Raw genomic sequence first — 15,091 nt, forward strand, 5'->3', positions numbered from 1 at the left:
CCCCTTCCCATCCCGAACAGGACCGTGAAACGACTTTGCGCCGATGATAGTGCTGCAACCAGTGTGAAAGTAGGTTATCGTCAGGCTAGTTATATAGAAAAAGCCCGCTCAGTTGAACTGAGTGGGCTTTTTTGCTTTCCGGCCTTGGAAAGCCGTCTGGATCTGGTTTAACGATCGGGAATGCATGCATCTGGCGAACGCGTCGGCGGCAGAGCCGCCAACCCTACGGCAGGTGCTGATCCGAATACAGGGTTGGCAGCTGCGCTGCCGGCGCGTTCAACCAGCCTGGAATCAAGCGAAGCTCAAACACCCCACAAGATATCGGTCTTGTTGTCCCGCGCAGATCGCATCATTTCCAGCAGCGGATACATCCGTGCCGAGAAGGTGACCACTTCGATCGGCTGATGGTCGTGGTCGTCTTCATCGCGATGGTGCGCCTGGACGTCTTGCGCCACCTGATCGGTCGCCTGGTGCTTGCGACTCTCTTCGATCTCGGCCTCGAGCAGAGGGATCACGCGTTCCGCTTCTGCCGCGGTGATGACACCGCGTTCCGGTTCCTTGTGCAACAGGTCGAGGATGCGCTTGGCATGCTCCTGGTACATCAAGACCTCTGGGTAGGATCTGCATTTAAAGGTAATCAACATGGCTATCTCTTGGTATTGTTAGTGTCTAAACGATAGCACGACTGACGCAGGCGCACAGTGCGCGCGCTCGCACAACTCAGGCACGTTTCACCCTCAGGACCCAAGCGGCCCCGAGCACCACGACGGCCAGCGCACCGCTCCCCGTCACCGCCAGCGCGCTCGTATCCGACAAGGGCGAGCGCGTCGTCCCGGCCAGGAACCAGCCCAGCGCGCCCCAGGCGAGGCTGTTGAACATCTCGAGCATGTTCATCACCACGCCGCCCTTGCCGCGGCCCTTGAAGTTGCTGCGCACGTCAGGCCGGCCGCACCAGAACACGATCAGCCCGGCGCCCAGCACGGCGCCGCCCACTACAAAACAGACGATCAGCCCTGTGGCGGGCATACGCACGGTCAGCCACAGCAGCGGAACAGCCACCAGCGCCAGCACCGGCATGATGGCCGCCGCCAGTTTTGCGCGCCGCACCGTGGACAGCGACGCGGGCGACACCAGCAGCAGGTCCGGCGCATCCTCGGCCGACAGCGCGATCCAGGCCAGCGCGCCGGTCAGCGAGCCGCACAGCAGCGCCAGTCCGGCGCCCAACGCCTGCACCTGCACGTCAGACCGCTGGAAGATGAGGAAGAACAGCGGCAGCAGGAACAGCAGCTGCAGCAGCACCTGCGACAGCAGATGTGGATCGCGCACGATCAGGCGCCACTCCTTGACGACGACGGTCGAGAACAGACTGCGCCCGAAGCGGGGGCGCAGCGGCGCCGTGGGCGCCGTGCCCGCGCGCGCCGCCGATGCCGCCAGTTGCAGGCCATGCGCGAAAAAGCGGTGGGTGCGCCGCGCGGTCAGCACGAACACGACAGCAGCCAGCGCGGCCAGCAGCAGCATCGGCAGCGGCTCACCGAGCATGGCGCGCGCCGGCAGCAGCAAAGGGTGATCACCCATGCCATCCTGGCGCAACAGGCCGTCCAGCATCTCGCGCACGCGGCCTTGCGACTCCCTGGACGAGAGCGAGTGCAGCTGGGATGCGATGACGAACAGCGCCCCAGCCAGCGCTCCGATCACCTGCGCCACCACGCGGGTACGGCGCGCGCCGAGCACGCGCACCAGGCCGAGCGTGAGCAGCATCGCCGCGCAGCTGCACAGCGCCGCCACCGAGATCACGCCCGGATAGACGCCGAGCCAGGGCCACTGCCCCTGCAGCAGGCCGGCATGGGCGAACGGCGCCAGGAAGAACAGGTACACGGCGGCGGTGCTGGCCGCCACGCCGGCCAGGCGCACGCTGAAGATGCTGTACGAGGGCAGGGGCGACGACAGCAGCAAGTCGAGATCACTGCGCTCGAACAGCACCAGGACGCTCGACTTGATCGCCGACGACAGCATCAAGGCCGCGCCGCCTGCCAGCACGGCCGAGATGACGAACAGGATGCGCGGATCGTCGCCCGCCACGCCGGCCAGCCGTTGCACCGTCACCCATCCCAGCAGGTGCAGGGCGGCCCAGCCGAGCAGCGCCAGGCCGATCGCCGCATTGCCGGGCCGCCGCTTGCCGGCGCCCGAGGCATTGAACCAGGCCAGCCGCAGCTCATGCCGCAGCAGCCAGCCGACGCTGCCCGGCGCCGCCCTCATGGCGTGGCCGTCAGCTGCAGGAACACGTCTTCCAGGCTGCCGCCCCGGGTGCGCGCGCGCAGCTCGTCCAGCGTGCCCTCGGCGATCAGGCGCCCCTGGCGGATGATCCCGATGCGCTGCGCCAGCCGCTCCGCCACTTCGAGGATGTGCGTGGTCAGGATCACCGTGCCGCCCTTGGCCACGTGGGCCAGCAGCAAGTCCTTCACCTGGCGCGCCGCCGCCGCATCCAGGCCGGTGAGCGGCTCGTCGAGGATCAGGAGTTCAGGTTCGTGGATCAAGGCCCCGGCCAGCGCCAGCTTCTGCTTCATCCCGCGCGAGAACCCTTCGGTCAGCTCGTGCGCATGCCGGCTCAGGTCGAGCCAGTCGAGCAGCTCACGCGCGCGCGGCTCGGCCTGGTCGGCGCGCACGCCCCACAGCCCGGCCACGAATTCCAGGTACTCGAAAGGCTTGAGCTTCCCGTACAACATCGGCTCGTCCGGCAGGTAGGCCATCCTGGCCTTGGCCGCCGCCGGCGCGTCGGCCAGGTCGATGCCGAGCACCTCGATGCTGCCGGCGTCCGGCGCCAGCAGGCCGCTCACCAGCCGCAGCGTGGTGGTCTTGCCGGCGCCGTTCGGGCCGAGCAGGGCATAGAACTCGCCGCGCCGCACGACCAGGTCGAGGCCATCGACGGCGGGACGGCCGAAATCCTTGCGCAGGCCGGCCAGGCGCAGGGCGGGTGGTTGCGCATTCATGAAAGCCTCACAGGGGCGCGAACGAGGACAGGAACTGGTCGACCTGCTCGGGCGGCGTCGCATTCGCCGGTCCGAGCACGATGACCTGGTAGAAGCGCTCGCCGCGCGCCTCGAAGCGGCCATGCAGGCGCATCGGCTTGCCGTTGGCGGCGCCTGTCGCTTGCACGCGCAGGCCGTCCCGGGCCACCGGCGCCGGCGCCGCCTCCGCGCCGGCGCCGATATTGCGCAGCAGGGCCAGGCGCATCGCCGGCAGCGCGGCGCGGGCGCGCGCTGCATCGGGCGCCGTGGCGGCGCCGACGGCGAAGGTGGCGCCGTCGACCTCGGCCGCCGTCATGGTCATCTCCACCCGCAGGCCGTCGAGGTCCACCGCGCGCGTGAAGGTGGCCGGCTTGGCCGGGAACAGGATCTTGTAGCGGCCTTCCTGGCTCGTGTGCTCGCGCCAGTTATAGGTGGGATTGCAGCCGGCCAGCAGGCTGGCCGCCAGCATGGCCGGGACGAGGAAGCGCAAGCGCATGCGGAACGGATTCGGTGGTCGCATGGATGGGTCAATAGCGGGGTGCATGGCACGATAGTAGCAGCAGCGGCTACCTCCCTTGCCGTTTTTGGGGGAGGGCGGCCACGGTATTCTCTGGACATGGCGGCGTGTCCGGATGTCCTGAATCACGGGTATGCATCGGTCCCGGCTGGAACGTTCTGCGACCCGGCCTCCACCGAAAGATGGAGGACTTCGGCCCGCCCGGCGCGTCTTGGCGTATTATTTTCTCTATTGCGCATTCCAGGATCATCATGAAACGCAGAATCGGATTCCTGTTCCCGCCCGGCTTCCAGGCGCTCGACCTGATGGCCACCACCGTGTTCGAGATCGCCAACGGTCTCGACGGCGGGCCGTTCTATGACATGACCATGCTGTCGGAGCACGGCGGCGTGCTCTCCAGCTCGTCCGGCGTCGGCGTGTTCACCGAAGCTTTCGACCGGCGCGACTACGACACCCTGATCGTGGCCGGCATCATGACCCCGGTCGGCTTCAAGTCGAGCGCGCCCTTCCTGAACTTCCTGCGCGAAGCCAGCGCGGCCTCGCGCCGCACCGCCAGCATCTGCACCGGCGCCTTCATCCTGGCCGAGGCCGGCCTGATCGACGGCCGCCGCGCCACTACCCACTGGGCCCTGGCGCGCGACCTGCAGCGCGCCTGTCCAAAGTCGCGCATCGAGGAAGACCGCATCTACATCAACGACGGCCGCGTGTGGACCTCGGCCGGCATGACCGCCTGCATCGACCTGTGCCTGGCGATGGTGGAGGAAGACCTGGGCAAGGACGCGTCGAAGCACATCGCGCGCCATATGGTGGTCTACCACCGCCGCAGCGGCGGCCAGTCGCAGTTCTCGGCCCTGCTCGAGCTGGAGCCGAAATCGGACCGCATCCAGCAGGCGCTCACCTACGCCAAGAGCCACCTGCGGCGGCCGCTGTCAGTCGACGAGCTGGCCGAGGCGGCCAACCTCAGCACGCGCCAGTTCAGCCGCAGCTTCCGCCTCGAGACCGGGCAATCGCCGGCGCGCGCGATCGAGGTGCTGCGGGTCGAGGCGGCGCGCGCCATGATCGAGACCAGCAACCACTCGATCGACGTGGTCGCCCGCGAGACGGGCTTCGCCGACCCCGAGCGCATGCGGCGCGCGTTCCTGCGCGCCTTCGGCCAGCCGCCGCAGGCGATCAAGCGCGCGGCGCGCGAGCAGGCGGTCTAGGCCAAGGCGCAGACGGATCAATCGTCGCGCAACGCGCGCCGGTATCCGATCGCCTCGGCCACGTGCTTCGACCGCACGTCGTCCACGTCCGCCAGGTCGGCGATCGTGCGCGCCACCTTGAGCACGCGGTGGTAGGCCCGCGCCGACCAGTGCAGGTGCCGGGCGGCATCGTGCAGCAGCCGGCGCCCGGCATCGTCGGGCGCGCAATGACGGTCGATCGCGCCCGGCCCCAGCTGGCTGTTGGGTCGCCCCTGGCGCGCGAGCTGGCGCGCATGGGCGCGCGCCACCCGCTGCGCGATGCTCGCGCTCGGTTCGCCATCGGCCTGCGCGCCCATGCTATCCGGCGCCATGGCCGCCACCGGCAGCTGGATGTCGATGCGGTCGAGCAGCGGCCCAGAAATGCGGCCCTGGTAGCGCAGCACGGCGTCCGGCGTGCAGCGGCACTTTCCGCTGGCGTGGCCCAGCCAGCCGCAGGGACAGGGATTCATCGCCGCGATCAGCTGGAAGCGCGCCGGAAAATCGGCCTGGTGGGCCGCGCGCGAGATCGTGATCGATCCGGATTCCAGCGGTTCGCGCAGCACTTCCAGCACGCGGCGCTCGAACTCGGGCATTAGGTACTCTTTCTTGTCTGTCTGCTGACAGTACGTGCTAGCACCTGTAGATTTGCGCTATCGCATAGAGAGGAAACGATGAAGCCCGACTTCCACATAGTTGCGCTCTCTCCAGAAACGCTGATAGATAGCGTCCACATAGAGCTACGTAAGCTCGGCATTGTGGAGGAAAGCATTCCACAACGGCACCGAAATCTGAACCGCATTTACGTGATCGCAGACAAATCCGGCCGCCTAAATGAAACAGCAACGTCCTTTCTTTGTTACTGTGCACAGCGCAGCAGAAGTGTCGAGGGAGACACGTGCCGTGCCTATGCCGAGTCTCTCGTCGCATGGATGAACTATCTGAACCAAAATTGTAGAGACATACATATAACGCGCGAAATCGACATCCAAGAATACAGAAACATTTTGTGCATGAAAGCTCCAAGGGGATTAGGGTTGTCTCCCGCTACTGTAAATCTCCGCGTGGGAACGATCTTGCGATTCTTGAAATGGGGCGCGCGTTATAAATCACTAATTACTCCGCTTGGCGAGCAACTCATAACCGCAAGCTCCCCGGTGCAAAAATATCAAGGCTCAAGCCGATTCGCAAGAAATGAGGTGCAAATTGCACTTCCGAAAACCAGTACAACGAGTCCGTCACAAATATCAAGACCGCAGTTGAAACAGCTGTATTTCAACTTGGGGAGACCATATGATCTCATGATCCGCTGGGCAGTATCGACTGGAATGAGGCGATCCGAGATTTGTAGGTTAACCGTAAAAGATATTGAAACCGCCGTCAGCACAGGTTCCTCGAGGAAGCTGGGGGAACTAAATGTCATTCGGAAAGGCGGGCGAATCCAAAAGATTTTCGTCGTAAGAGAACTTATCGATGAATCAATTTGGTACATCAACAGTGAACGCGTCAAGCAAAACGATGACGGTGAACAATACCTATTTATAAATGCGCTTGGGCGACCAGTTAGCAAAACTTCGTTCACAAAAGCATACGCTCGAGCTTGTAAAGAAATTGGCGCGAAGTCCCATCTTCACATGCTAAGACATACGTTTGCAGTGACGGTTCTGCAAATACTAGAAGATCGCGCTGCTAAAGGTGCAGCAATAAATCCCCTGAAAATATTGCAATCAATGATGGGCCACGCATCAATCGAGACAACGGATATTTACCTTCGGACCATGCAAATTATTTCTCCGGCAGTTGAAGATGCATTAGGCTTTTTATATGGAGACTTCTAATGCTGCGTACAGCTAAAACGGCGCCTACGCCTGTACAGTTCGATGACAGGTCATTCGATTTAGGCATAAGTCACGAAATCGCAATTCTCATGCTCGAAGCACAAGAGTCTCTCTACGGACACACAGCGATAGTTTCACAGAATAGAATATGGATTCATGTGAGGATGATTGCTAGATACCTGAATTCGACAGGGGAAAGCCATCAGACTCGACTGCCTAATAACATATTGCCAGGAATCTACGAGTGGTTGGCTCCCCAAAGTTACTCTCGGAACTACATGCAGGCGGCATGGAATACAATTAAAAACCTAATAAGATGGTGTGATCGAAACTACCCTCAAATGTTTACAGGGCAAGTAATTTATGATCATAGATTCTTCGCCAGTGAACCGGCAAAAGCATTAAGTGCGCTCAGCAGCGAGATATCTAAAAAAATCATGACCTGCGCGTTAGCGGAGATAAGCGAGATTTCTGAGAGAATAGGGAATGGGCGGGAGGAACTTGCAGCACGTATAACCCCAAGAAGCTTATTGATTGCCGAGTTACTCGATTCAAATAAAGGATGGTTTCCGACGCAGGAAGCAATAATAATGCGCTCAAATAATCTGATCCGGCGCGTTCTGGACGCCGGCGGCGTACGAAAACTGGTCAGGACAATTTATCCAACGCGGCGTGATCTATTGCCATTCTTTATTGCAATTCAATTCCAATTAGCAGGTAATCCGTTAGCAGTAAAAAACATGAGGCGCGACTGCATAAGACCAAACTATCTGAGGGAGGATAGGGAACTGGTCAATTGGGATAAGCCTCGAAGTAATAGGACTCAACAGGCAGATTTCTCAGCGCAGAAGGCAAGCGCAGCGCCTAGTTTGATCAGAACACTCCTAAGACTAAACGACCCCCTTGTTGAATTCCCCGGCGCTGACAAAACCAAACTATTTATCTGTTACAACAGTGGCCGCGTTGGCATCCCTAGTGAAGGGTCGTGGTTGGCTGCGCTCGCGGACTTTCAAGAGCGTCACAGTCTTCCAGTTTTCAAGTTCGTACAACTGAGAAAAACAGCCGCCGTGCTACACCATAAAGCGGGCGGCTCGATTTTACACGCAAAAAACAAGCTAAATCACCGTTCAGTTTCCGCAACAGTACGCTATACCGATCTAAATGATCGGAGCGAACAGCATGATCAAATTATTGCAGAGAACCAAAGTGCACTTTCGTACGCAGTTACGCCGAATCTGCCAAGTACTGAAAGATCGCCAATCCGAAAGAAGATTGCGATTGCTCCTGTAGATACTGTTTTTGGTTTTTTATGCACTGATCCGATGACTGGATTCGGTACGACAAAGAACACCGATGGGCCATGCGACCATTTCAACCGATGCGCTGGATGTCCAGGCGCACTGGTGCCGCTAGATCGGATAGATGTTGTAGCGGCTTTACTACGTTCTCGAGATGCATTAATCGATACAAACCAACGTGCTCAACAGGAAAATTGGCTTGATCGATTTGATGCGCTGTATAAGCCGACGCTTGATGTAATCGAAACAAAGCTTTTGCCAGCTGTAAGCAAACAAGTCCTAGACGCCGCTAATGATTTGGCTAAACAACGTCCTTTTCCAAAATTGGAGTGAAGATGTCTAATTTATTAAGTGTTCGAAAACTTGGACCGAAGAAATGGGTCTTAGCTTCCCACCCGCTATATAGAGACGATTATCTAATTATAAGCTGGCTGCAGTTTCTTCCGGTCGGAGTCGGGACAAAGCACCAGCGGGAATATTTGCGAAAAAGCGCTCGTCAGTTTTTTTCTCAGTGGGTTTCTTATATGGAAGGGGGCAGGAAGAGAATAAGCCCTTCAACTGTGCGTATTATGTTCACTAGGTTGAAAACGTTTACTCTATGGATGATTTCACAGAAAGTTTGGCGTTTTAGCTCCCTGTCACAGAGTAACTTAAATGAATTTCTTCTATCAAGGAACAGTACGATTCACCACGATAACGATGCCAAACAAAGTGTATCGAAGAGTGTAACGAAGAGCTACATAACAATGCTTTCATTGATGTGGAGCTTTCGAGGAAACTATGACTCTCCTATCAGATTTGACGCCTCTAGAAGTATTGAATTTGATGACATCATGTTGTCAGCGAGACCACGACAACGGTGGATGCCTATAGAAATTTCCACAGCAGTTAGTTTGCTTCGTACGGCGTGCGGACGTATGGACAATCGTCTATCGCTTGAAGAAACAGCACTCAAACTCTGGCACGGTTCAAGAGGCCTAGTAGGGAAAACCAGTTGGCAGCGACGCGCTAGCATTGAGGTATTAGTGAAAGATGCCGAGCTAGAGTACGCTGGTGCATCGGACGTGACATATGGCACCTATACGGAACGAGGCGTGCCAATGGACATTAGCGACGTGTTTAAAGAATTCGTTGGAGTATGTTTAATCGTTATACTTTTTTTCTCGGGCATGCGAATTTCAGAAGCGCTTTCGCTTAGATCAGATTGTCTTGTTCAGCGGTTACATTCAAACGGAAAGCGATTTTGGTATCTACGCGGAATTGCTGCGAAAAAAGGTGGGGTAGAACGGCTATGGGTGGTGCCAGGAGTTGTTGTTGAGTTTGTCCAACTACTTGAAAAGATTTTTAGAAATATTCGCGAACTCTACAAGGTTGATCATTTATTCTTAGCGCGGATTTGGAGGACATCTCAAATTACCGGGAAGTTAAAGCCACGCCCACTTGGTACTGGTTCGGCGGCATATCTGCTTAAACAGACCATTCATAGAATCTACACTGCTGATCCCAACCTTTCTAAGCAATTTCACCCACACCGGGCGCGAAAAACATTCGCGAAATTTGTTGTTCTCCGGGATAAGTCCTCGCTCGAATCTATCGCTCATCACTACGGACATATTTATGCCGCTACGTTAGATAGCCAGTATGTTGGGAACGATTTCAATTTAGAAGAGCTTATTCACGAAGAGGATGCAGTTGAGCTTAGGCGCGGACTCTTAGAGCTTCTATCATCAGATAACTTGGGAGGTAAGGCTGGTGAGAGGCTTGCTGATTTACGTAACGATCAGGCAAGTGAAATATTTAAAGGAAAAATTAGCCTCGAATCGCTTGTAGATCGCATGATAAAGGGAGGAGTTATCCTTGCTCCCTGTGACTGGGGATTTTGTGTCTATGCGAGGGATCTTAGCCTTTGTGGTGGAAACCAATCTGGCCCAGATCTTGTTCAAAGAGCGCCCACTATCTGCGCGTCATGTTCAAATTTCGCTGTTACAGACCGCCATATTCCGTGGTGGGAACGGCGCGTTTCGGACGCCGAGGACTTCTTGCAGCACAAAAGCATCTCAGCACAGACTAGACGATTAGTCGAAGATCAAATGCAGAAGAGTAGACTCATTCTTACGAGATTAATTCGCAGGGGAGGAGACACTAATGGTGGTTAACGCAACTAAAAATTCAGTTCGAGAGCGACTTGACTCGGCAGTTACCTTCTTGCGCGCTAACGGTGACATCGGGCGAGTATCAATAGCAGAGCTGTGTCGAATTGCAGGAGTCAGCCGTGCTAACATCTATTCGAACCATAAAGACTTTTTGGAAGGGCTTGAGGGGCGTCGCGTGCGCAGGTCTCTAGAGTCCTTCAATCCTACACCTACTGTAATTAGCGAACTTGACGTCCTCCGTCAAAGAGTAAAGGCCTTACAGTACATAGTTTTGGAACTCAGTGAGGAACTGAAGCGGCAACAACTGCATAATCAAGAACTGCGCGCAGAGCTCGCAAAAAGAACTCTGCGGCCTAGAAAGTGATCACATAGCGAAAGTCTAGAACTCTGCGTTAAAAATGGTAGCACTATCGGCAGGCTCCGAGTAGCCTAGCTCATTATATGTAATGGCGCGTGAATATGAGATCTGCAGATTTTGATTCTCCATAGCGGCGAGGCCAGCTCCAAGTGTCGATATTTTGGTATTCATTGGGCAGATAACTGTATTATTCGCCTCGAATTGCTGACAATGTTGGAGTATCGATTGTTTAGTAGCCGTTGCATCAACTGGTGAGAATTCAAACGTGTGAACTTGTGAAAAAACGCTCTTACGAAGTTCGACAAAACTAATTAGTTCATCAAAAAACCGCTGATTAGTCTTATGGTGTTCGGAAGACACCGAGTGTGCCCTTCCACCAATTCCTAATGACAATATAGTTGGCTCGAACTGTTCAATCAGTATTCGCGCACGCTCAACCTCGAAACCAACTAGAACGACCAGGTGAAGTCGGCGGGATGGAAGAAACTTGCCTGGATATCCAAGCACTGTACGTACTTGGGCAACCCCTTTTGTGAGCCAGACATTTTCGGGCGTTGTGTTCGTACTATATCTCTCCGCGCCGGTGTAGCCGAAAATAATCTCTCTTGTGATTTTGGTTTTTGAAAGCACATGCATCAGAATCAATAGCTGTTCATGGGTGAACGTCGTTATATCAATAAAAATCTTTCCCGAAGGTGCTTCTTCGATGAGCGATTGAACTGATTGAAACGTATCCGCATTGCTAGTTGGATGATCTAAATCGAGCGAAATTGTTTGACTATTTTCTACATCAACGCTGATCATTTCCTCTAAATTTCGATTGCTTGCAGAGCTTGCATCCTTATTGATGAAAAACAGCCTTTTTCGGATGTTTTTATTTAAGGCAAAGAACAGCGATTTGCATCTACTTTCAAAGCTAACAGTTGTTATAAATAGGCCTACTTCGCCTGTTCGAGCGGCAACGTCAGCAAGTTTAATCTTTTCGTTCATTGATCAAGCTCCAAAGTAAGCTGCTGTTCATCAATGACAGTTCCAAGTCTTTGAGAAACGAAATTGTTTATCGCTTTGCGAGGGTTATGAATAGCTGTTGCTAGCAAGTCAGATGTTACAAACAAATATCCTGCGAAGCCGGCTGGATCAAGTTTAAAATGCGGAGCGAGCCTACGGGTCATGACGTATTTCCGTGTTCTCCAACGCCCATCTTTGCTACCAATGGCACCGTCATAAAGATAGCCGTGACGTACCGCAAGCTTCAATACCGCCGCTACTTCATCACTAGGGGTGTCGCTTAATGCGATAGAAAACACTCTACGTTCCGAACGGTCCGAAAGAAGAATTTCTAAGAAAATTCCACCTAATCCTAAGATTAGGTTTCGCAACTGACGAAATAGCAGCTTACTTTGCGACGCGTTGACCTCCAACTCTGCTTCTTCTTCAAGTCTGTCTAAGGTATCCATCATAAGAGCATCAGCGCTGTTTCGTGTGATCTCGTCTTGGATAGAGGGACTTATGCATTGAATTGCTGGTGGAGTCGCACCATTATTTTTCACCTGAGCTTGCTTCATCTCTGCCGCATACATCGATGCTGCGTCGTCTAGAAAATAGCGAACGATTCCGGACGAAATATGGACGAGTTGATCAAAACCAGCATATAGATACTTGCTTCCCTGTTTTGATGTTCCAAGTAAGCTTTTGATGTAATCCGGTCTGGCGTATCGTGTCGCATCGTCTCCTGGGCGATAGCCTCGCCCAGACTCGGCGTGATCGGCCTTATATTTCGCTTTTATTTTTTCGATCGCTTGCTCTTGTGCTTCGGGAACCGGGAAGAACTCTCTTGCAGTTCTTTGGATACCTATGCCATTCAAACGTTTTGTTACGATGTCTTCGACCCACCGGGGATAGTCTCCTTTCGACGACCCGCCAGTATAAATTGTAGAGATGTTCACTTCACGAAAATCGTGAGGCGCCTCAATCCGTTGGCCGTTTGTTGTTCTGTAATGCTTATAGCCGAGCTGGGTCGAGATCTTGAAGCAAAGTTTATCCGACGTGCGGTACGAAACCCATGTATTTAAAACTTGCGTCTGTAGAGAGTTAAGGTTGTCAGCATCGTCTAGCAGCACATAAACAGGGCCGTTTGGGAGGCAGTTCATTGATGTCAACGATGAACATAACGGGAATAAGAAATCGCGATAGCCGACAACTCGCCCTTGAAAAGGAGTGTAACTATTTTCGTCAGCAGCTAGGCTCAGCTGACGGAAATAACCACTGAGCTCGGTATATTTCTCGTCGATTGCATCCATCGCGTGCTTCAGCGGGTCGTTTAACCTCTCGCTATTAGGTGCGGAGTTACGTTCCTCGGGATTTAATCGTTGGAATACATATTTCGTTAAAAACGCGTTAAGCTCAGTCCGCGCTTGCTCACTTTGTAAATATGTTCCGGTATGCTCTCTTAAGGACATCAGAACTTTAGCGGCTAAGAACAAGCTCAACGAATGCTCTGCGAGGATTAGGCCCGCGTACTGATTTTTTATACGTTCGAACTCAACGATATTCAGATCGGTAGACTTGATTGTTGCGTACACTCCGAGGTAAGGCAACGACTGAAGAGTACCGTTCGTTTCGATCAATTTACAATCTGGAGCAAGCAGGCGTAACATCATGCTTTTGCCACAGCCACGATGGCCATGCAAGAACATATGCCCAGCGCTGTCTATCTCGAAATTCTCTGCGAGGGGAACGTACAACCTTCGCATTTCGGCAGCATCCATCATTTCCGGCGAGGATACGCTAAAAGGATTGTTCATATTAAGTTTGTTCCTGAATTTTAGCGGCAATTTTTTCGCCGAAGAACTCGTCATCCTGCCAGACTGAGGAGTTCGCTGGATAGCCATACATAGGCGGGATCTTGTAAGTATAAGTCGCTAATACGCCTTGCTGCAAAACAGCTCCGCCGGCAATTGCCTTCGCTTTAGTTATCTGAATAGATACTTCAATACGGTTGGTTTGCAAGCTTGGATCTAAAAATTGATTGCAGTATATCCGTTCTAGATCGAGTTTTATGATTCGCTCGCGCACCTCGTCAATCAAATATTTGTATACTGTTTCCTGCCCCGGCGCAGTTGGCGTAGGGTATTTGTTCTTGAGATATGCTGAGTCGATCTGGAGATTTAATCGAAACGACTTACTTGTTCTATCTGGAACAGCGCCCACGATACTTTTGGCGTAGTAATGGTATAGCTTGTTATGATCGGGCAGATCATCGTTTCGCATCATATGATGTGACGCGCGATTGCTGTGTTCACAAATCTCGTCTGCAAACCGCACAAGTGCTGCGACATACCGCGGACGAACTGTGGTTCCACCGACGGGATATTTGTCTTCAGGCAATTCGCTAATGGTATCTTTGTCCCCATCAAGCCGCTTGCCGCCGTGAGCTTGGGCGATAGAAGAAATTAAGTAGAAGTCTGTGGAATTATGAACGATATTTCCACCGTACTGCGCAAGCACGTCTGCCGCGCGCGTCTCGTGCGCTTCTCGACCACCTATGTTTCCTGCGTCATGAAGACGAATCGCACATAACAATAGATAGTACTCATACGGTTCAAGACCGTGATAGCTTTGACGATCAGGCGTCGAGAGAAGAAGTCCAGCGTATCTGACAACTTCGTCAAAATGATCAGGGCCGTGGTCAGTGTATATTCCGGGCGATTTCGAAAGCGAAGCAAGACCAGCATTCACGTGTGGATACACGTACTGCCGTAGGCCGGACAGTAGGTGCGTATATTGATCCCAATAATTTACTTTCGGATCTGGCAGATTTCCATTAGCGTTGGCCAGTTGCTGCTGAACGAAACGCTCAAAGGGGTCAAAATTTCCAGTCATACGTCATTTGCCTTCTAGTTTTTCTTTTAATTTCTGCATCCCTGGTTCGCCGCTCTTTTCGATTAATTCCAATAACTGCTCTACGTCTTCCGCAGAAATTTTTCTACCTTTGACGATATGGCGTTCAAAAGCTTGATACGCAAGAGGCGCGACTGCCTCAGCGGCAGAGGCAAGAACCCTAGCATAATCTCTAATCTCCTTCTGTGCGTGTGAATCCAAGCGTAGGCGCAAGAAGTGGAAAAGATTATGTAAATCAATCTGCCAATAAAATTCGGTATATAGACTTAAGGGCAAGTTAATGCGAGCCAGTTCACGCGCGACGCCGGTCTCAATATAAGACTCATATCGTTTGTAAAGTAAGGCCTGGTCGCTAGATAAAGTCTGACGAACATTCTGCACTACCTCAGCAGGTAATTCTTGTTCTGACCTACCCTGTTTATTATTACTGCTTTGAGGTTTTACGTCAGCTTCGATGGGAATATAGAAATCATCTTTCATGACGCTGTAGCGCCCTGATATTTCATTTATTCGAGCGGTACGATGTCTGATCCACTGACGAGCAATGAAAATTGGAGTTTTGATATGAAAGGTTAATATCACCTGCTCGAATGGTGAGGTATGGTCGTTCCTTAAGAGGTAGTCGATGAGGGCTGAGTCTTCTCGCACTGTTTTCGTGCCAGCTCCGTAGGAAACTCGCGCCGACTGAACGATCCGAGCATCGCCGCCCATATAGTCTACTAATCGGACAAAACCTTTGTCTAAGACTTGTATTTCTTTATCGATTAGTTCGTCTGCAGCAACAACATTTATACGTGCCAAAATG

At 53.8% G+C, this 15,091-nt stretch carries 12 protein-coding genes, 1 rRNA gene and 1 pseudogene; 5 read left to right on the forward strand and 9 right to left on the reverse strand.

The annotated features are described in order from the left end of the window. A 5S ribosomal RNA gene (rrf, locus tag ABIB42_RS06860) occupies window positions 1–86 on the forward strand; the annotation flags it as partial. 216 nt (window positions 87–302) lie between these two features. Here rrf and ABIB42_RS06865 read toward each other — a convergent pair. The 4 genes from ABIB42_RS06865 to ABIB42_RS06880 form a co-directional block, all read right to left on the reverse strand. After that, window positions 303–644, reverse strand: coding sequence for a DUF1840 domain-containing protein (locus tag ABIB42_RS06865; protein ID WP_040778602.1), 342 nt, complete (start codon window positions 642–644; stop codon window positions 303–305). A gap of 76 nt (window positions 645–720) precedes the next feature. Continuing rightward, the gene (locus ABIB42_RS06870) at window positions 721–2,256 is read right to left on the reverse strand and encodes a putative ABC transporter permease subunit (protein ID WP_429248123.1); all 1,536 of its coding nucleotides are present in this window, start codon (window positions 2,254–2,256) and stop codon (window positions 721–723) included. After that, on the reverse strand, window positions 2,253–2,987 hold the full coding sequence (locus ABIB42_RS06875; protein ID WP_184240445.1) for an ABC transporter ATP-binding protein: 735 nt from the start codon (window positions 2,985–2,987) through the stop codon (window positions 2,253–2,255). The genes ABIB42_RS06870 and ABIB42_RS06875 overlap by 4 nt, the downstream gene beginning before the upstream one ends. A 7-nt stretch (window positions 2,988–2,994) precedes the next feature. After that, a complete protein-coding gene (locus tag ABIB42_RS06880; protein ID WP_229410043.1) occupies window positions 2,995–3,525 on the reverse strand; it encodes a hypothetical protein in 531 nt (176 codons plus the stop codon). 248 nt (window positions 3,526–3,773) lie between these two features. On the opposite strand from ABIB42_RS06880, the gene ABIB42_RS06885 reads away from it, so the two are divergent. Then, window positions 3,774–4,724 carry a GlxA family transcriptional regulator gene (locus tag ABIB42_RS06885; protein ID WP_312183662.1) on the forward strand — a complete coding sequence of 317 codons (951 nt, stop codon included), beginning with the start codon at window positions 3,774–3,776 and terminating at the stop codon, window positions 4,722–4,724. A gap of 17 nt (window positions 4,725–4,741) precedes the next feature. Here ABIB42_RS06885 and ABIB42_RS06890 read toward each other — a convergent pair. Then, a pseudogene (locus ABIB42_RS06890) lies at window positions 4,742–5,335 on the reverse strand (ATP-binding protein); the annotation flags it as partial. A gap of 78 nt (window positions 5,336–5,413) precedes the next feature. Here ABIB42_RS06890 and ABIB42_RS06895 point away from each other — a divergent pair. The 3 genes from ABIB42_RS06895 (at window position 5,414) to ABIB42_RS06905 (ending at window position 10,031) form a co-directional block, all read left to right on the forward strand. Beyond that, window positions 5,414–6,577, forward strand: coding sequence for a tyrosine-type recombinase/integrase (locus ABIB42_RS06895; RefSeq protein ID WP_429248124.1), 1,164 nt, complete (start codon window positions 5,414–5,416; stop codon window positions 6,575–6,577). A gap of 278 nt (window positions 6,578–6,855) precedes the next feature. Next, a complete protein-coding gene (locus ABIB42_RS06900) occupies window positions 6,856–8,208 on the forward strand; it encodes a hypothetical protein (protein WP_429248125.1) in 1,353 nt (450 codons plus the stop codon). 2 nt (window positions 8,209–8,210) lie between these two features. Next, window positions 8,211–10,031, forward strand: coding sequence for a tyrosine-type recombinase/integrase (locus ABIB42_RS06905; protein ID WP_429248126.1), 1,821 nt, complete (start codon window positions 8,211–8,213; stop codon window positions 10,029–10,031). A 376-nt stretch (window positions 10,032–10,407) separates the two neighbouring features. Here ABIB42_RS06905 and ABIB42_RS06910 read toward each other — a convergent pair whose 3' ends face one another. The 4 genes from ABIB42_RS06910 to thyX are packed head-to-tail and all read right to left on the reverse strand — an operon-like array spanning window position 10,408 to window position 15,087. After that, window positions 10,408–11,376, reverse strand: coding sequence for a hypothetical protein (locus ABIB42_RS06910; protein WP_429248127.1), 969 nt, complete (start codon window positions 11,374–11,376; stop codon window positions 10,408–10,410). Further along, window positions 11,373–13,190: a hypothetical protein gene (locus ABIB42_RS06915; protein WP_429248128.1), complete on the reverse strand. Its 1,818-nt coding sequence runs from the start codon at window positions 13,188–13,190 to the stop codon at window positions 11,373–11,375. Before ABIB42_RS06915 ends, ABIB42_RS06910 begins: the two co-directional genes overlap by 4 nt. 1 nt (window position 13,191) lies before the next feature. After that, window positions 13,192–14,268: an HD domain-containing protein gene (locus ABIB42_RS06920; RefSeq protein WP_429248129.1), complete on the reverse strand. Its 1,077-nt coding sequence runs from the start codon at window positions 14,266–14,268 to the stop codon at window positions 13,192–13,194. 3 nt (window positions 14,269–14,271) lie between these two features. After that, complete coding sequence (gene thyX / locus ABIB42_RS06925; RefSeq protein WP_429248130.1) at window positions 14,272–15,087, reverse strand: FAD-dependent thymidylate synthase; 816 nt, start codon at window positions 15,085–15,087, stop codon at window positions 14,272–14,274. Between the last annotated feature and the right edge of the window lie 4 nt (window positions 15,088–15,091).

Origin of the sequence: Massilia sp. UYP32 (assembly GCF_050434365.1) — a bacterium.
GTDB classification, from domain to species: domain Bacteria; phylum Pseudomonadota; class Gammaproteobacteria; order Burkholderiales; family Burkholderiaceae_D; genus Telluria; species Telluria timonae.